Genomic DNA, 17696 nt, shown 5'->3' with positions numbered 1-17696 from the left:
AAGGGCACAGGAACCATGGAAACCCTCCAGGAACGGCACGTGCGGGATAGGGGCGGGGTGGGGTCGTGAGGAACTCACTGAAGCTCCGCTACGCCGCCAACGACCTGAGGCGGAACAAGGGCGTCAACGCCGCGCTCGTCGTGATCCTCGTCCTGAGCGCGTTCATGATGGCCACCGGAGCCATGGTGATGGAGCGCCTGTTCGGATCGGTCGAGCGGCTCTTCGCCGAGGCGCGGGCACCGCACTTCATCCAGATGCACATGGGCGACTACGACCCGGCCGAGCTGGACCGGTTCGCCGAGGAGCACCCGGAGGTCGAGGAGTGGCTCATCGAGGAGATGGTCGGCTTCGACAGCGCCGCCATCGCCTGGCACCGCCCGGCGACGGGCGAGTCGGGCGACCTCTCCGACAGCCTGATCGACAACCTCTTCGTGTCGCAGAACACGGAGTTCGACTTCCTGCTGGACGAGGCCGGGGCGATACCGCGACCCGCCCCCGGCGAGGTCTACGTTCCCGTGGCCTACCAGCAGGAGTACGGACTCCAGGTCGGCGACGAACTCACCGTGGCGACCGAGTCCGGGCCCCGCGACCTGGAGGTCCAGGGGTTCGTGCGCGACGCCCAGATGGCGTCCTCGCTGTCCTCCTCCACACGGTTCCTGGTCGCCGAGGAGGACCGGCGTGACCTGGAGGAGGCCGGCGGCGGCGTCCCCGAGATCATCGTCGAGTACCGTCTGACGGACGTGGACGCCGCCGCGGACGTCCAGCGGGCGTACGAGTCCGACGACGCGCTGTCGCGGGACGGTCAGGCGGTCACCTACCGGCTGATGCTCATGATCTACGTGCTCAGCGACGGCCTCGTGGCGATCGCCCTGGTGTTCGCGAGCCTGGTCCTCATCGCCATCGCGCTGCTCAACCTGCGCTTCGTGATCCGCGGGACGCTGGAGGACGAGGTCCGCGAGATCGGTGCGATGAAGGCCATCGGCCTCCCGCACAGGACGATCACCGGCCTGTACCTGCCGAAGTACCGCGTGATGACCCTTCTCGCGTGCGTCGTCGGCGGAGCCCTGGCCGTCGCCGCCACCGGCCTGCTGACGCGCGGCATCCAGGTGAACTACATCGAGGCACCGGTCGGCGCGGCCACGGTCCTGGCGCCCGTGCTCGCCCTCGTGCTCGTCTACGTCATCGTCATCGGCATCTGCCGTGGAGTCCTCAGCGGGGTCCGACGGATCCAGGTCGTCAGCGCCCTGGTGCACGGCAGCGTCCACGACGAGCGGCAGACCGCCCGGCGCACCAGGCGGCAGGCGAGGCGGGTTCGGCGGAGCAGCCTGACGGCGTACCGGGGCGGGAACCTCGGCGGACGCCTGCTCCTGACGGACCTGCGCGCCGAGGCCGGACAGTGGGTGCTCATCCCGCTCGTCTTCCTCCTCGCGGCCGTCATGATGGTGCTCCCCATGAACATGCTCAACACGTTCGAGAGCCCGCGCTTCGTCACGTACATGGGGGTTCCGGAGGTCGACGTGCGCGCCGACCTGCGGTTCATCGACGATCTCGACAGCGCGCGCGACGACGTGCTCGCGGAGATGGAGGGCGACGACCGGCTGACGGATGTGCGCACCTTCGCCGACGTGACCTACGAGGTCGACGTCACGGTCGACGGGGAGGAGGTACGGGACCTCCTGCGGGTCGAGGTGGGCGACTACTCCGGCGACACGATCGAGTTCTTCCGCGGCGAGCGCCCGGGCCCCGGACAGATCGCCCTCTCCGTTCTGGCCGCGGACGAGTACGGCGTCGCGGTCGGGGACGACCTGACCATCCACCGGGACGGGGAACCCACCACGGTCGCGGTCAGCGGCGTCTACCAGAGCATCACCGGAGGCGGGTACGGCGCCAAGCTGCACGGCGATGCGCCGACCGGCGCGGTCGGCCACGTGGTCTACGCGGACGCGGTCGACGGAGTGGACGCCGACGCCGTCGCGGCCGAGTACGACGAGCGCTTCGCGGACGCCTCCGTGCTCCCGATGCCCGAATACACCCGGCAGACGCTGTCGAACCTGACCGGGTCCTTCCAGAGCACCGCGGTCCTGGCCGGTGTGTTCGGGCTCGGCGTCGCGTCGGTCATCACGGTCATGTTCCTCGAACTGCGCCTGACCAGGGAGCGGACCAGGATGGGTCTGCTGTCCGCCATCGGCTTCTCCACCAGGGAGATCATCGCGCAGGTACGCGTGAAGACTCTCCTGGCGGCTGCCCTGGGCACCGTGCTCGGACTGGTGTTCGCGGCGACGGCGGGGGAGTCCCTCGTCAGCATGCTCCTCGACCTGTCCGGGCTGGGGATCGTGGACCTGGAGTTCATCACCAATCCGGTGCTCGTGTACGCGGCCTACCCGGCCGTCCTGATCGGCGCCGGATACCTCGGCGCGGTCCTGCGCACCGCACGGCTACGCCGCGCCGACAAGAGCGCGTGGCTCACAGGAGGATAGGAACACCGATGTCGAACGCCGGCGGCACCATGCTGCAATCCCGGGAACTGACCAAGACCTACTACTCCACCGACCCGCCGAGCCAGGTCATCAAGGGCGTCGACCTGGCCGTCGGGCGAGGCGAGTTCCTCGTCGTGATGGGCGCGTCCGGATCAGGGAAGTCGACCCTGCTCTACAACGTCAGCGGAATGGACCGCCCGACGGGCGGCAGCGTGTCCCTGGAGGGGCGGGACCTGACCTCCCTGGGCGACGCCGAGATGAGCCGCGTCCGGCTGACGCGGATGGGGTTCATCTTCCAGCAGGCGTACTTCCTGGCCAACCTGAGCATCCGGGACAACATCCTCCTGCCCGCCCTCAAGGCCGCTCCCAGGCAGAAGGCCGCCGCGGCCTCCCGCGTCGACGCCCTCCTGGAGCGGTTCGACATCGCGCACGTCGGTTCGCACGGCATCACCCAGGTCTCCGGAGGGCAGTTGCAGCGGGCCGCGATCTGCCGGGCCCTGGTGAGCGAACCGGCCGTGCTCTTCGCCGACGAGCCGACCGGCGCGCTCAACAGCAGCATGTCGGCCGAGGTCATGGACGCGCTCACCGGTGTGCACCGTGAGGGGACGACGATCGTCATGGTGACGCACGACCCCGCCTGCGCCGCCCGGGGCGACCGGGTGATCTACCTCCGGGACGGGCTGGTGGTGGACTCCCGCGCGCTGGGGACGTGGAGCGCGGAGGAGTCCTCGCGCCGCGAGGACGACCTGTACGCGTGGCTGAGGGACATGGGGTTCTGAGCCCGCCGACCTGTGCGGTTCGTGCGATTCGTGCGGCCCACGGGCCTGTAGGTTCGTGCGGACCGTGCGGCCGGTGTGACTCGTGTGGCCGGTGCGGCTCGTGGGCCCGTGGGCCCGTACGGCTCGTGTGGCCCGTACGGCTCGTGCGGTCATGCGCCCTGTGGCCCGTGCGGCCGGTGTGACTCGTGCGGTCATGCGCCCTGTGGCCCGTGCGGCCGGTGTGACTCGTGCGGTCATGCGCCCGTGCGGCTCCTGTGGCTTGCGCGGTTCCGAGTGTCCCGTGTGGCTCCGGCGGAGCGGCCATGCCTGCGGGGCCCTGACCGGGGCCGGGGCGCGTCGCTTCCGGCCGGTCTCAGTGAGAGCGCGTCGGTTCCGCCGGGCCGGACAGCGGGAGGCGGAGGGTGAACGTCGAGCCGACGCCGACCGTGCTCTCCACCGTGACCGAACCGCCGTGCAGCTCGGCGAGGTTGCGCACGATGGCCAGCCCGAGGCCGCTCCCGCCGGTCTGCCTGCTCCTGGACTTCTCCGCCCGCCAGAACCGGTCGAACACCTGCGGCAGGTCCTCCGGCCCGATCCCGGCGCCCGTGTCCGCGACCTCGAACACCGCGTCCGCCCCCTCGCGCCGCGCCCGGACGGTGACGCTCCCGGGGGAGGAGGTGTGCCGCAGCGCGTTCCCGACCAGGTTCCCCACGGCCTGGGCCAAACGCGTCCGGTCGGCCCGCAGCACGACCTCGTCCGTCTCGGAGTCCAGGCGCAGCCCGGCCTCGTCCGCGCGCAGCCGGTAGCTCGACACGACCTGCTCGACCAGGGCCCCGGCCGCCACCGGCTCCGGCGACAGCCGCAGCTTGCCCGCGTCGGCCAGCGCGAGGTCCTGGAGGTCGTCGATGATCGCCTGGAGCAGCAGTGTCTCGCCCACCAGCATCTCCATCCGCTCCGGCTGGAGGTCCGCCACCCCGTCCTGGGCGGCCTCCAGCCAGCCCCGGAGGTTGCTCAGCGGAGTCCGCAGCTCGTGGGAGACGTCGCTGACCATGGCCTTGCGCTGCTCCTCCAGGCGCTCCAGGTGCTCGGACATCTCGTTGAACGCCGCCGCCAACTGGCCGAGCTCACCGGCGTCGCGCACCTCGACCCGCCCCGCTCCCTGGCCCGCGCGCATCCGCAGCACCGCGTCGGTGAGGGCGCGGACGGGACGCGCCAGCCGCGTGGAGAGCGTCACGCTCACCCCGACGGTCAGCACCAGGACCAGCAGCACCACGCTGGAGACCCGGAGCACGCCCTCACGCGACAGGGACAGACCCGCGGCCGGGTCCTCGGCGGGGTCGTCGATGAAGAGCAGGGCGGCCGGGGCGACGTAGGGGTCGAGTAGTTCGCGCCGGGCGGAGTCGACGCAGTCGGCGCTGTGCTGGTCCAGTTCCGGTGACACCGGGGCCCACGGATCCGGCGCAGGGGACGGCAGCCCCTCCTCCAGGGCCGGCCGCCCCTCCTCCGACGCCTCCGCCTCGGCCGCCCGCTCCTCCTCCAGCACCCGTTCCTCGTCCGGGGTGGGCTCCAGCGGCTCCTCAATCGGTCCCGCGTTCGAGCCCGCCTCCCCGGAATCCTGCGGGGCCGACGCCTCAGAGGTGGGTTCCGCCAGCGGCGGGCTGGGGGCGTCGGGTTCCACGGGCGCGCGGGCCTCGTCCGCGGGCGGGTCCGCGGCGGACCCCTGGCTCTCGGGGACCGCGGCGTCGGGTCCGGCGCCGACGCCGGCGCCGCTCATGGCTCCGTCGGCCGCGGCACCCGCGGGCACGGCCACGGGGACGCTGGTGGCGCTGTCCATCCGGAACTCCACCCCGGCACCGGCCGGGGCCAGGCACGACTCGGCGATCCCGGCCAGGTCCTCCAACGCGGCGCGCTCGCTCGCGACCGGCTCGTCCAGGAGGTCGACCCCGCAGTCGGCCCGGACGAACTCGTCGGCCTCCGGAGCGGTCACGTACGGCCGTCCGCTCGGCCCGACCTCCACCTCGGCGGTGATCCCGTACAGCTCGGTGAGGCAGGCGGCGCCCTCCCGCGCGCTCGCGAGCAGCTCCTCCCGCTCCTCTGAGGTCAGGGCGAAGGGGCCGACCGCGCGCGGATCGATGCGGTCCACGCCCTCGGGCACCAGCGTCACGTCGACCGCGAGCGCGTCCACGACGGAGGAGGCGCGAGGCGGGAGCGGGGCCTCGGAGTCCGCCCCGGAGTCGGCGATGAGGCGGCGGTTCTCCGTCGCCAGCGCGATCCGCCGCCCGGTCTGCTCGGAGAGTTCGCGCACGGTGGCGCCGACGCCCTCCCACCCCGGGTGGGTGGCGGCGTAGCCGACGAGTTCGTCGTGGATGCGGGTGTCGGCGGCCAGTGTCTCGCCCTGCTCGACGCTGAGCGACTCCGACGTCCCCTGCACGGCCAGCCACGCGGTCGCCGTGATGGAGCAGACCGCGACCAGTACCGAACTGGCCAGCAGTCGGGCTCGCAGGCTGTGGCGCAGCGCGGTCCTGCGCGGCGGTCGCGCGGCCCGCGACGCCCGTCGCCATGACCGTGCCCGCGCCCGTGTCTGCGGACATGACCGTGCCCGCGGCTGTGTCCGTGCGTGCGAGGGAGGTCGTGAGTGCGACGGTGGTCGTGAACCCGGCTGGGAGGCGGGCGTCGACCGTGCCGAGCGCTCGGGTTCGTCGTCGCCCGGCGGTTCCGGCCTACGCCGGGGCGGTGCCATCGGCGGATCCGTTCAGCTTGTATCCGACCCCGTACACGGTGACCAGCAGCGCGGGCTTGCGCGGGTTCGCTTCGAGCTTGCGGCGCAGGTTCTTGACGTGCACGTCGATGGTGCGCTCGGTGATGAACCGGCTGATGCCGTGGATGTGCTCCAGGAGTTGGGCGCGGGTGAACACCCGCCCGGGCTGGGCCGCCAGCGCCGCGAGCAGCTGGAACTCGGCCCGCGTGCAGGACACCGGCTCCCCGCCGAGGTGGACGGTCCGCCGGGCCGGATCGACCGCCAGCGCTCCCGCGCGCAGCACGGGATCGGCCTCCTCGACCGCGCCCTCCCCCTCCGTGCCGCGGACCGGACGCCGTGCCCGGCGCAGCAGGGTGCGCACGCGCGCCATCAGCTCGCGCGGGCTGTACGGCTTGGTGACGTAGTCGTCCGCCCCGAGGTCGAGCCCGGTCAACAGGTCCTCCTCGGTGGCGCGGGCGGTGAGCATCAGCACCGCGACGTCGGACTCCGCGCGCAGCGCGCGGCACGCCTCCAGACCGTTCATGACCGGCATCATCACGTCCAGCACCACCAGGTCGGGGCGGTCGCGGTGGTGCGCGGCCACGGCCGCGCGCCCGTCGTGGACCACGCACACGCGGTGTCCCTCGTGTTCCAGGTATCGCCGGATCAGGTCCGCCTGGTTCACGTCGTCCTCGGCGACGAGCACATGGGCCACGTGGCCACCTCCGAACCTCGGGTGCGGACCGATCGTATGTGCCCCTGACCGGGGCCCATCAGGGGGCGGAGACGGTGCCGCAGGTCAGAACATCGCGGGCACACCACGGGCACACGACTTCTTCACATTCGTGCGCCAGTGTTCGGGTCGTCCGGCGGAGGCGCGCTCCGCCGGACATGTTCCCCTCGCGGCCGGGAACCGGGTGACGCCCGAACGGCCGCCTCCCGTGAGAAGAACCCGGATGGTTCCCCATGCTCCGATCTCCGCTCGCTCCGCACCCGGCACGGACCGGGCCCCGCTCGGTCCTGCCGCCACTGGCGGCGGCCGCGCTCCTGGCCGCGCTGACGGCCTGCTCGTCCGGATCTCCGGAGGAGGACACCGGCGCCGACACCGCGGGTTCGGAGGAGGCGGCGGCCCCGCCCGGCGCCGAGATCGCCACGGTCACCGGCGCCCAGATCGAGGTGCTGGCGGACAAGGACGGGGACGAGGTACTGGAGACGCTCGCGAGCCCGAACGACTTCGGGGAGGAGCGCGCCTTCCTCGTCGAGAGCAACGAGGGCGAGTGGCTGGAGGTCCTCCTACCGGTCCGCCCGAACGGCACCACCGGGTGGGTGCGCAGCGAGGAGGTGTCCCTGAGCGGCACCGACTTCCGCGTGGAGATCGACATGGCGGCGTTCGAGTTCACCGTCCTCGAAGGCGAGGACGAAGTGCGTACCGGTGTGATCGGTACGGGCGAGAACGAGACGCCCACCCCGCCGGGCCGGTACTACTTCACCGAACTCCTCCAGCCCCCGGACCCGGACGGCCCCTACGGCGAGTACGCGTTCGGACTGAGCGGGTTCTCCGAGTCGTTGGAGACCTTCGCCGGCGGTCCCGGCCAGTTGGCGGTGCACGGCACCAACGACGAGAGCGCGCTGGGACGCCAGGTGAGCCACGGGTGCGTCCGGGTCTCCAACGAGGACATCACCTGGATGGCCGAGAACCTCCCGATCGGGACCCCGGTCGAGATCTCCGGGTGACGCCCGGTTCCGCCTCACGCGCCCGCGCGCGACCGCGCCGGCGCTCCACCACACAGACAACCGAAAGGTCGACCATGCGACTGAAGTCCTACCTGCTCGTCACCGGCATCACGGCGGCGGCCCTGTTCGGCGCCACGCCCGTCTTCGCCGACGAGGCCTCCCCGGAGCCCACCCCGGTGGTCCCCTCCGAGGCGGAGGCAGCGCCCGACCAGCCTTCGGCGGCCCCCCTGACCCCCGAAGAGGAGGAGTGCTGGGCGATGATCGAGGAGTCCAGGGCAGCGGGCATGGGCACGGAGGACTTCGTCGGCGCGCTCGAAGACGGCGCGTCGTGCGAGGAGATCATCGCGGAGTGGGAGGAGAGCGGAGCGGGCCCGTGGGACCCGGCCGTCCCCGCCGAGCCCCAGCCCGCCGAACCCAACTACACCGGCTGATTCCGACGTGACCCAGTGACCCACCCGTGGGCCGGTCCGCCGACCGGCCCACGGGCTTGCTCTGCTCCCCTCGGGTACCTGCCGGTCAGCGGGTCATCGCGAGATAGGCACGAATCGCCGCGGTGAGGTCGCTCAGGTCGTCCGGATCGCTCGACCTCCTCAGCGCGGGTGTCGGTGACGCGGCCAGCAGATCGCCTTCGGGCGCACGGGGCCGGGGGACGAACGGTCGGAGCGGCGGCGGTGGGGGCATGTAGGGGCGCACCAACGGGCCCGGGCTCTCATCCGGCTCGGCCTCGCCCGCTTCGGCGATCGGTACGTGCGGAGCCGGAAGCGGGCGGCGCTGGGGGAGTGGCGGGAGCGCGAACTGTTCCCGATGTGGCTGGCGGGGTACGAAGACGAACATCAGAGCCGCCGCGAGGAGTGTGGCCGCGACATTCCAGACCTGTTCGGCCAGGGTTCGATGCGGCCTGCGATGGCGGCCGTTAGGCTGATCCATGGATGACTTCCTGGTGCTTTCAGGTGGTGGTCCCGCCCCGGCCCGGTGGTCCTACGCACCGGACGGGGCATCTTCATGTCTGCCGTTCGAGGCGAGTGTCCATGGCCCCGCGGGGCTGCGCTTCTCGCCTCCACGACAGGGGTTTCAGACGTCGGCGGGCGAGCGATTGGGGTCGATGAGCGCCCACACGGCCAGCCCCCGGGGGTGGTCGGTCCACCACCACTTCTCGGAGAGCGCGGAGACCAGCGCCAGGCCGTACCCGCCGACACTCGGCCCCCCGACCCGGCCGGGGACATAGGGGCGGGTCACCGTTCCGCCCACGCGGGGTCCGTCGTCGACCACGCGCAGCAGCACGATGTCGCCGGGCATGACCTGCACGGTGGTCCTGATCCGTCCGTATCGGGCGCCCGAGGCGGAGTGCTGAATCGCGTTGGTGGCGAGTTCGCTGACGATCAGCAGGACCGGCGCTGCCCGCTCGTCGTCCATGCCGATGGCGCTCTGGCACCAGTCGCGGATCCGCCTGACCTGGTCGATTCGCCCGTCGAAGTAGCCCGTGGACTCTCCGCGCCACCGGTTCCTCGTCTGTACCGGGCCCCCACCCACCACCCGCCGGTCCCCGTTCTGGTCGACCGTCGGCGTCGGGATTCCAGGCCAGTCCGGCGGCTGGCCCGGGCCTCGACTACGTGACTTCGTCATAGCTGGCTCTCCTCGGTGAACAGGGATTCGGGCCCACGTGCCACGGCGACTCAAAGCCACACACAGCAGCGGACACCGACCGTGTCCTCACGGACACGCCTCGCATGCCATCGATCATGCGCTACAGGAAATTTCTTAGCAACTAGTTCTAGGAAATTTCTTGTAGATCTCTGGGAGATGGCTTCCAGAAGACCCGCCAGCCGGGATACTGGGCATGACCGACCGACGCCGAGGGAGAACACGCATGCCCCAGGAGCAGCACGGCCCGATCGCCAGCCGCCTTCTGCTCGGCAAGGCCCTGCAGCAGCTCCGCAGCGAAGCCGGGATGAGCGGCGCCGAGGTCGCGAGGGCGATGGGGTTCGGAGCCGCCAAGCTCTCGAAGATCGAACGGGGTCAGGCGCCGATCACCAAGGCGGACCTGCACCTCTTCTTCGAGGTACTCAAGGTCAGCGAGGACGTTCGGCCCACACTGCTCGAACTCGGCGCGCAGTCTCGTCGACCACGGCGCAACCGCACCAACACCTCCGAACAGGAGCTGCCGGGCAAGAACTTCGAGCGGTACCTGGGACTCGAAGAGATCGCGATCGGCATCAAGGACTGGCACCCCTACCTGATCCCTGGACTCCTGCAGACGCCCGAGTACGCGCGTGCGCTGATCGCCGCGAACCCACTGCTCCTACCTGATCAGGTCAAGTACCTGGTGGAGTTGCGCATGGAGCGCCAGCGTGCCCTCCACCGGGAGACCGAGCCGCTACAGCTGTGGTCGATAGTCGAGGAGTATGCGCTCCGCCGTGTCATCGGAGGCAAGCAGACCCGGGACGATCAGCTCCGCCACCTGCTCACCATGGGGCGCAAGCCCAACATCAACATCCAGGTCATCCCCGACTCAGCGGGTGCGCATGCTGGACTTGACGGTGCCTTCGCCATCCTCGACGCCGGAAACCACCTGCCGCCCGTGGTCTACATCGACAGCCGGGGCATGAACACCTACGTCGAAGGTGTCACCGACCTGGCGGTGTACAAGGCGACCTACGACCAGATCCAGTCCTCCGCCCTGTCGCCGGTACAGTCGGCCGCAGTGATCACGGCGATTCTGGAGGAACCGGAATGAGATGGACGAAGTCGAGCTACAGCAGCACGGGAGCGACTTGCGTCCAGGTCCGTGCCCCGCGTCCGGGCGTGACGGAGATCGGTGACACCAAGAACCCCCACGGCCCCACCCTTACGGTTCCCAACGCCGCCTGGGATCACTTCCTGGACCAGGTCGCCACGGGCGGCACCAACTTCGGCCGCCTGCACGCCGAGTTCCTTCCTGACGGCGGATTCATCCTCACCGACACCAACAGGCCCGGTGTCCCGGCCCTCACCTACACCCGGACCGAATGGGACGCTTTCAAACTCGGTGTCGAAGCCGGAGAACTCCGCAGCGGCAACCCTGTCGGCACACTCGTCAGCTGACGGAGGACCAGCGGCCGAGTGAACTCGTCGTTGTGCGTCGCGGTAGTTTCACGGCATGGACGGGACCGAAGAGAGCCAGGGCCGCTGGGTGGTGCACGGCGAGAGCACCTTGTACGACAACCCGTGGGTGCGGCTAGGCAAGGCCGACGTCACCACGCCCTCCGGGCGCAGATTCGAGCACCACACCGTCACCCTGCCCTCAGCGGCGGTGATCGCGATCCTGGACCATCCTGGAGAACATGTCCTGATGAGTTACCGGCACCGGTTCGTGCCCGGTGTGTGGGGATGGGAATTGCCCGGAGGGCTCCTTGATCCTGCGGAGACGCCGGAGCAGACCGCTGTTCGTGAAGCACTGGAGGAGACCGGTCACCGGGTCGGCTCCGTGGAACACGTCGCCACGTTCGAGCCGATGATCGGTACGGTCCGCAGCCCTCACCACGTCTTCGTCGGTCGTGGTGCCGAGCTGGTCGCGGATCCGACCGAGTTCGACGAATGCATCTACGAGTGGGTATCCCTAGCCAAGGTCCGCTCCTTGATCGCCGAGGGACGTGTCCAGAGCTCAGGCACCCTCGTTGCCCTACTCCACATCCTCGCTTCCTGAGGGGCCACAGCTTCGCAAGCTGGGCCAGGCGAGCCTGTGAGCAGCTTGAAGACGTCTGGTTCACAATGGCTGACCATCTCGCCATGTTCGTCTGACGAGTGAAAGTTGTTCGGCCTGGCGCGGACAAAAATGCGGCCGCGGGCAAGGCCTTACTACTTGCTCGCTCAGTTCGGTACTGTGCTTCCATGACTTCTGTCTTCGCGAGGGATCTGCTGGGCTGGAGGAAGCCCAGTGGCAAGAATGAATATGTTCCGAACTGCGCAGACTCCGACAGCGTGGCGTCAACGCTGATTTCTGAAGGGATGCTGCTTGCCCTTGGGCTGGAGCCCGGTGTCGATGTGGACCCGCCTAAGCATCCAGGAAATATTCTGGAGAATAATGTCCGGGATGACATCAAAAAATTCCTTTCGCAGGATACGCTTCGGCGGGACTGGGAAGTAGGCCGGGGCCGGTTAATCACATACTTCTCGCAATATTCTCACCTAAAGAGGGTGGATGAACTTGTTCAGGCTAACCCGGAGCTCAGAATTACGATCGGTCAAGATTATCTCATCAGGCCGGATGTCACTGTAGGTATGGTTGGGCCCAATGGGGCAGGTGGAAGTCCTTTTTTGCACGCCGCCATCTCTTGTAAATGGACGATTCGTTCGGATCGTGTGCAGAACATCCGACACGAATTCAATCAGATGATTCGCCATAGGAGGGGGCGCCAGCCCCACTTGGTCGCGGTTACTGCGGAACCGCTGCCGAGTCGATTGGCTGCGATCGCGCGCGGAACAGGTGAGGTAGACGCTGTCTACCACGTTGCCTTCGATGCATTGCGGCAGTCTATTGATGACTGTGCCAATCCCATGCAGAAGGATGCGTGGAGCGAATGCGTTGAGCAGGGACGTCTATTGAGCTACGAGGAGCTTCCAGGCACTCTTGCGCGTTGGTGAATCGATCGCCCCCTGTGCTTCGTGGTGCGTAGTCTATTTTATCCTTAGAGGACAGATCTAGGATAACGCCCCTCAAGATGGTTAATTTGATTGGGTAGAGCGCAGTTCTTTTGGTTATTCCCAGGGATGGCTTCTAGGGGCGTCCGCTGTTTCGGGGCCGCAACTCGGGTCTGGGAGGGGTGCTCGGGTGCCGCTGCATCTACGGCATTGGCCCCAGTGACGCCTCTGGACCCGGTGCATCTGCGCAGCACCGGCAGCCAGGTCACGTTCACGGCCAAGACCGTGTCGCGGTGGTGCGCGCTGCGGGGTCTGTTCAGCTTCTCCGGGCCCGGCGCCGACGGGGGAGGCATGACCGAGATATGCGACCGCTACGACCTTAGCCTGTCCACTACCGCTGACCTGCGCCTCCACGTGGAACGATGCCTGGTTGCGGTACGCCCGACTTCCCCGTGTGGGCCGGTGAGGAGGGGCGGTCTTCGCATGATTTGCCTGCCAGACCTGCGCATATGGCATAAATACAGACATAAGTTCGCGAAGCGCCTGTGTATGGCGATAAAGTACATGGCATGCCAGCCAGCAGTGCACGTTCCTTCCCCTTCTCTGCGCTCACGGAGAGCGACCTCCTCCTAGACGCCGTGTACCGAGGAGGAGTGGCCGGACACAGCGGCGATGACCCGATCGCCCGCATCGTTCCAAAGGTAGGCAACCAGGGTGGATTCCGAACTGTTGGCTCCCCCTGGAAGAAGACCGTCAAATTGGCTGTGCTGTACAGCTCGGGCCGGGAGCCGGATTGGCCAGACCGTCTCGACGTGCAGACAGGCCGATTCATGTACTACGGCGATAACCGCCATCCTGGGCACGACTTGCACGACACTCAGCGCGGTGGGAACTGCCTGCTGCGCGATACGTTCTCTACGGCGCTGGGTACAGCCGGAGACCGGGCTCGGATTCCGCCCTTTCTGCTGTTTCAGAAGGTCGGCAAGGGGCGGGATGTCCGATTTCGAGGTCTTCTCGCACCAGGCGCCGATGACCTGTCTTCTGAGGATGAACTTGTTGCGTTGTGGCGGAGCACACGCGGTCAGCGCTTCCAGAACTACCGGGCAGCCTTCACCGTTCTCGACACCGCAATCGTCACTCGGGCGTGGATCAAGGAGCTATCCGAAGGGCTGACGACCGGCCCCAACGCTCCTGCCGCGTGGCTGGCCTGGGTCAAGGCCCGCCAGTACATCGCGCTATCGGCGCCGCCCACGACGAATACGCGCAGCAAAGATGAGCAGACCCCTGCTCCAGATGGGCAAGCACTCATCGCGGAGATCACCGAGTATTTCAAGGACCGCTGGCACGGCTTCGAGGAGTGCGCCGTTGCACTGTGGAGGATGCAGGCTCCCGCAACCGGCCGCTGTGAGGTGACACAGCCCTACCGCGACGGAGGGCGCGATGCCATCGGTGAGTACGTCTTGGGGCCTGATGCCGACCCTGTGCCTGTCGAATTTGCGCTGGAGGCCAAGTGCTACGGCGAGAGAACGCCTGTGGGCGTGCGTGATGTAGCCCGGTTGGTCTCACGGCTCCGCAATCGCCAGTTCGGGGTGTTCGTCACGACGTCTTACTTCAATACCCAGGCCTACAGCGAAGTCCGTGACGATCGCCATCCCGTCGTCCTGATGTGCGGCAAAGACATCGCCGACCTGCTACAGGACCGCGGTTTCAGCTCGCCCGAGGACGTCCGGAAATGGCTCCAGACGTCCTTCCCCTGATCGTCGGCCACCAGCGCTGGCAGGGAGGCAGCCCATGCGTCATTGGCCCAGCTACATGGCTCGGTCCAGCGCGATGTTCGGTTTTGAGATCGCCAGGGCTGCGCTCGTGAGCCGGGACTCCTGCTGTGGGCCGCTCGAACTATGTCCCCACCAGCAACGTTTCGGAGTGTCTGACCACTGATCTATGCTGTCCGAATTGGAGGCTAGAACGTCAGGTCTGAGGGGATATGGGCGGAGAAGTCACTACAGATTCTGCGGAAGTCCTGAGAAAATTCACCCGGGCACCAGCGGGCCAACGAGAGTTCGACCGGTGGCGGAGACGAAAGCCGCACGTGACGGAGCGGGTCATGGAACACCGCACGTCAGCGGTCTACAAGCTCGTACCGTCAGAGATTCGCAATCTGACCTCGGAGCATGCTCTCGGCAATCTGAGGCCGGGGCAAGGATACAAGGTTGAGTCGATCCGGGACTGGCGGCCGGACTTCGCCTTCTCCCACATCTTCCACTTCCACCTTGAAGAGCGTGGTCGAATGTTCTCGTTCGAGGAATTCCGCGAGTGGAGCACCCTCGACCGGTTCCAGCCCATGTTCCACACCCCGGCCTGGGAGAAAATCAAGGAGGCTATCGCGGGCGGCTACAGCGAGCAGGAGGCGAAGAACTCGCTGCGTTGGCGGATCGGCATCGCCTACTACTCGTTCGTTCGTGAGATGTATGTGGTAGCCCGATTCCGCGAGCTGGGACTGGACGCTCGCTTCCACCCGCTGGCGGATGCCCTCTTCCGAACGGATACCTGGATCGGAGACACATCGGTAGCGCTCTATATTAGGAATGATGCATTTCGGAATGGCAAGGTAGGGCGCAAGCCGCCAGCTGAGAAGATTTTAGGAGGAGAGGAGTCTGGGCTCAAGTTCATCGGACTGGGGATTCCGACGCAGCCGATCTGGGGTGAGGTCCATTTCCCTGACGACCGTGCAGTAGAAGACTGCGCAGGGAAGCTTCGCATCCTGACCGCCCAACGCTAGGGACGTTCGGTGCCGATATAGATTGGTAGCGTGCATCTCTTCGATACCCCCTCCCAGCAGCCGAGTGCCGACGGCACGGCCCCAGACGCAGAGCTCGACCGGGTCGCGAAGTACTTGCTCAGCCTTGATCCGGAAGGGCGCCGGTTCGCGGACGCCCTGCGCAGCACCTTTGACATGCTCCTAGACGGACAGCACACCGGGCGCTACCGGTGGGACCAGCTGTACAAGACGGAGAAGACGCACTTCGGCACGCTGGTGGAGATCAACCTCCAGCGGAAGTTTGACTTCTCCGGAGGTGAGGAGCTGGACTACCGCATCTGCGGTATCGACGTCGACTGCAAGTATTCGCAGAAGCACGGCTCGTGGATGATCCCGCCCGAGGCCGTCGGCAAGCTCTGCCTGGTCCTGTGGGCCAGCGATACCGAATCTCGCTGGTCGGCGGGTCTGGTCCGAGCCAGTGAGGAGCTGCTGGGCGGAGGCCGCAACAGAGATGGCAAGCGCACCCTGAGCAGGCAGGGCCGACAGGCTGTTAAATGGCTTTTCGCCGACGCGCCGCTGCCGGTGAACGCGCTCCTCCACCTGCCGAAAGGGGAGGTCGAGGCGATCTTCGCACCCGGGTCCGGAACGAAGCGGGTCGACGAGCTGTTCCGTCGGGCGCAGGGAATCCTCATCAGGCGGGTGGTCGTGGCCACGGTCGCGCAGCAGGAGGACTACATGAAGCGGATCCGCGGCAACGGCGGGTCCCGGTCCAGTCTTCGCCCAGAGGGGATCATCATCCTCGGGCAGTACAAGGGGCACGCAGCCATTGCCGAGCAGCTGGGACTGCCCGTGCCCGGACGCGGAGAATCCGTCTCCGCCAGAGTGGTCCGCGCCGGCACACACACTGGAGAGGAGAGGCCGAAGGCCCTCATCTCAGGAGACTGGTGGGTGCTCGCTACTGATGCCGATCCAGCCGAACCAGCTCCCCGACTTCCGAAGGTATGACTGAGTAGGTGGACAGAGCAGACGAATCCGGTTTCTGGCAGGCTCCGGAAGGCTCTTGGGCGTCCTCCGCTGCCAACCGGCGCAGCATGCGCGGCAACCGGAGCCGGGACACCAAACCCGAGGTCGCCATCCGACACCTCGTACACGCGGCAGGGCTGCGCTACCGGGTCGCGGCCAAACCGCTGCCCGGCATGCGGCGCACAGCAGACCTGCTCTTCGGCCCCACCAGGGTGGCGGTCTTCGTGGACGGGTGCTTCTGGCACGGGTGCCCGGAGCACTTCGTCCCGCCCAAGACCAACCCCGACTACTGGGACGCGAAGATCGGCGGGAACACCAAGCGGGATCGCGACACAGACGCGCGCCTGGCTGAGGCAGGGTGGCTGGTCCTGAGGTTCTGGGAGCACCAAGATCCCGCCGAGTGCGCTGATGCTGTCACGCAGGCGGTCTCAGCGCGTAAGCGTGAGCTGTCGGGGGGCAAGGTCCTCGATTAGCCCTTCGAACTGTTCCTCCGGCTGTTCGGCATCGGCGTCGAACGCCCGGAGCGCACGGATGATGGCCTCGCCGACGGCTTGGGCGACCGGCGGCGGGAACGCGTTGCCGACCTGGCGGTAGGCGGCCGTCTTGCGGCCCTGGAACTCCCAGTCAGTGGGGAAGCCCTGGATGATCGCCGCTTGCTGCACCGTCAGCTTCGGACCCCGCTCCCCGTAGAGGTCCCGTTCCTTGTCCTTGGTCTGACCGTGTGGATCGGCAACCCCGTGGCCGTCTATCCCGAGCTCCAACCACGCGCGCTTGGCGCGGGTCGGACCCAGGTCCGCGCCTCCGTGCTTCTTCGACCCTCCGACGAGCGTGGGAGCGACGGTTCCCTTCTCCTGGGCCTTGCGCCGCCACTTCTCGTAGTGTTTGAGGCCCTTGGCGGACTTTCCGAACCGGATGCGCATGGTTTCGTCGAGGGCCTCTGCCACGGTGACGAGCCTCCCACTGCCCCGGGCCGGCAGGAAGTGGGCGGCCTCTGGTTCCTTCATGGCCACCAGAATGGCCCTGGGCCGCAGTTGCGGCACACCGTAGTCGCGTGCTTCGAGCACGTCCCAGCCCAGGATGCGGTATCCCAGGCCCTCCAGCCGCTCGCGGATCCTGAGCCGGTAGTCGCGGAACTTGTGCTCGGGCTCGAGCAGGCCGCGCACGTTCTCGATCATCACCGCGCGAGGATCCAGCTCTTCGACCATGTCGAGCATGACTGGGAAGAGGTCGCGCTCATCGTCCTCGCCCAGCTGCTTGCCGGCCAGGGAGAAGGGCGGACATGGCACGCCGCCGGCTAGCAGGGAGAGGGGCTCGTCCCGGAGGACTTTCTTGAGGTCGTCCATCTCGAAGTCGGTCAGGTCCCACGGGAGGATTTCGCAGTCCTCCCAGCCGTGTTTGCGGGTGTTGTGCTCAAGGGTCCGGACGGCGTGGGCGTCGACCTCGATCAGTGCGCGGTGGCGGAATCCGGCATTGTGCAGGCCGACCGCTTGGCCGCCTGCTCCCGCGCAGATCTCCACTGACGTGTACGCGCCTGCCCCGTCCGGCATCCTGACTCCTCCTGCTGGTTCGGCCACGGCAGAACGTGGCCGTGG

17 protein-coding genes are annotated in these 17696 nt (G+C 67.8%); 12 read left to right on the top strand and 5 right to left on the bottom strand.

The window, feature by feature from the left end; genetic code table 11:
* Positions 1-65 precede the first annotated feature (65 nt).
* Positions 66-2477 carry an ABC transporter permease gene (locus ADL05_RS10560; RefSeq protein WP_053616707.1) on the top strand — a complete coding sequence of 804 codons (2412 nt, stop codon included), beginning with the start codon at positions 66-68 and terminating at the stop codon, positions 2475-2477.
* Between the two features lie 8 nt (positions 2478-2485).
* A complete protein-coding gene (locus tag ADL05_RS10555; protein WP_053616706.1) occupies positions 2486-3256 on the top strand; it encodes an ABC transporter ATP-binding protein in 771 nt (256 codons plus the stop codon).
* Between the two features lie 352 nt (positions 3257-3608).
* On the opposite strand, the gene ADL05_RS10550 is transcribed toward ADL05_RS10555, so the two are convergent.
* Entirely contained in the window at positions 3609-5666 is a 2058-nt protein-coding gene (locus ADL05_RS10550) for an ATP-binding protein (RefSeq protein WP_369800924.1), read from the bottom strand.
* Between the two features lie 289 nt (positions 5667-5955).
* Positions 5956-6678 (bottom strand): response regulator transcription factor, encoded by a 723-nt coding sequence (locus tag ADL05_RS10545; protein WP_053616705.1) that lies wholly within the window; start codon positions 6676-6678, stop codon positions 5956-5958.
* A 260-nt stretch (positions 6679-6938) separates the two neighbouring features.
* Here ADL05_RS10545 and ADL05_RS10540 point away from each other — a divergent pair, with 260 nt between their 5' ends.
* Together ADL05_RS10540 and ADL05_RS10535 are read left to right on the top strand one after the other, a co-directional pair.
* Positions 6939-7706 (top strand): L,D-transpeptidase, encoded by a 768-nt coding sequence (locus ADL05_RS10540; RefSeq protein WP_053616704.1) that lies wholly within the window; start codon positions 6939-6941, stop codon positions 7704-7706.
* A 74-nt stretch (positions 7707-7780) separates the two neighbouring features.
* The gene (locus tag ADL05_RS10535; protein ID WP_053616703.1) at positions 7781-8137 is read left to right on the top strand and encodes a hypothetical protein; all 357 of its coding nucleotides are present in this window, start codon (positions 7781-7783) and stop codon (positions 8135-8137) included.
* Between the two features lie 85 nt (positions 8138-8222).
* Here ADL05_RS10535 and ADL05_RS29590 read toward each other — a convergent pair whose 3' ends face one another.
* Together ADL05_RS29590 and ADL05_RS10525 are read right to left on the bottom strand one after the other, a co-directional pair.
* Entirely contained in the window at positions 8223-8633 is a 411-nt protein-coding gene (locus ADL05_RS29590) for a hypothetical protein (RefSeq protein ID WP_082376260.1), read from the bottom strand.
* Between the two features lie 144 nt (positions 8634-8777).
* The gene (locus ADL05_RS10525; protein WP_231640691.1) at positions 8778-9329 is read right to left on the bottom strand and encodes an ATP-binding protein; all 552 of its coding nucleotides are present in this window, start codon (positions 9327-9329) and stop codon (positions 8778-8780) included.
* A 244-nt stretch (positions 9330-9573) separates the two neighbouring features.
* Between ADL05_RS10525 and ADL05_RS10520 the strand changes: the two genes are divergently transcribed.
* From ADL05_RS10520 to ADL05_RS10490, 8 genes are all read left to right on the top strand, one after another.
* Positions 9574-10440: a helix-turn-helix transcriptional regulator gene (locus tag ADL05_RS10520; RefSeq protein ID WP_053616700.1), complete on the top strand. Its 867-nt coding sequence runs from the start codon at positions 9574-9576 to the stop codon at positions 10438-10440.
* Entirely contained in the window at positions 10437-10787 is a 351-nt protein-coding gene (locus tag ADL05_RS10515; RefSeq protein ID WP_053616699.1) for a DUF397 domain-containing protein, read from the top strand. Before ADL05_RS10520 ends, ADL05_RS10515 begins: the two co-directional genes overlap by 4 nt.
* A 55-nt stretch (positions 10788-10842) precedes the next feature.
* On the top strand, positions 10843-11388 hold the full coding sequence (locus ADL05_RS10510) for an NUDIX hydrolase (RefSeq protein ID WP_053616698.1): 546 nt from the start codon (positions 10843-10845) through the stop codon (positions 11386-11388).
* Between the two features lie 185 nt (positions 11389-11573).
* Positions 11574-12326, top strand: coding sequence for an NgoMIV family type II restriction endonuclease (locus ADL05_RS29585; RefSeq protein WP_082376259.1), 753 nt, complete (start codon positions 11574-11576; stop codon positions 12324-12326).
* A gap of 566 nt (positions 12327-12892) precedes the next feature.
* Positions 12893-14080 carry a restriction endonuclease gene (locus ADL05_RS10505; RefSeq protein WP_053616697.1) on the top strand — a complete coding sequence of 396 codons (1188 nt, stop codon included), beginning with the start codon at positions 12893-12895 and terminating at the stop codon, positions 14078-14080.
* 347 nt (positions 14081-14427) lie between these two features.
* The gene (locus ADL05_RS10500; RefSeq protein WP_156365797.1) at positions 14428-15102 is read left to right on the top strand and encodes a hypothetical protein; all 675 of its coding nucleotides are present in this window, start codon (positions 14428-14430) and stop codon (positions 15100-15102) included.
* Between the two features lie 30 nt (positions 15103-15132).
* Positions 15133-16086 carry a NaeI family type II restriction endonuclease gene (locus ADL05_RS10495; protein ID WP_053616695.1) on the top strand — a complete coding sequence of 318 codons (954 nt, stop codon included), beginning with the start codon at positions 15133-15135 and terminating at the stop codon, positions 16084-16086.
* A gap of 8 nt (positions 16087-16094) precedes the next feature.
* Positions 16095-16577: a very short patch repair endonuclease gene (locus ADL05_RS10490; protein ID WP_082376258.1), complete on the top strand. Its 483-nt coding sequence runs from the start codon at positions 16095-16097 to the stop codon at positions 16575-16577.
* Here ADL05_RS10490 and ADL05_RS10485 read toward each other — a convergent pair.
* Positions 16533-17651 carry a DNA cytosine methyltransferase gene (locus ADL05_RS10485; protein ID WP_053616694.1) on the bottom strand — a complete coding sequence of 373 codons (1119 nt, stop codon included), beginning with the start codon at positions 17649-17651 and terminating at the stop codon, positions 16533-16535. The genes ADL05_RS10490 and ADL05_RS10485 overlap by 45 nt on opposite strands.
* Positions 17652-17696: the final 45 nt, after the last annotated feature.

The organism is Nocardiopsis sp. NRRL B-16309 (assembly GCF_001279585.1).
GTDB lineage: Bacteria > Actinomycetota > Actinomycetes > Streptosporangiales > Streptosporangiaceae > Nocardiopsis.
This window is presented reverse-complemented; position numbering and strand designations above follow the sequence as displayed.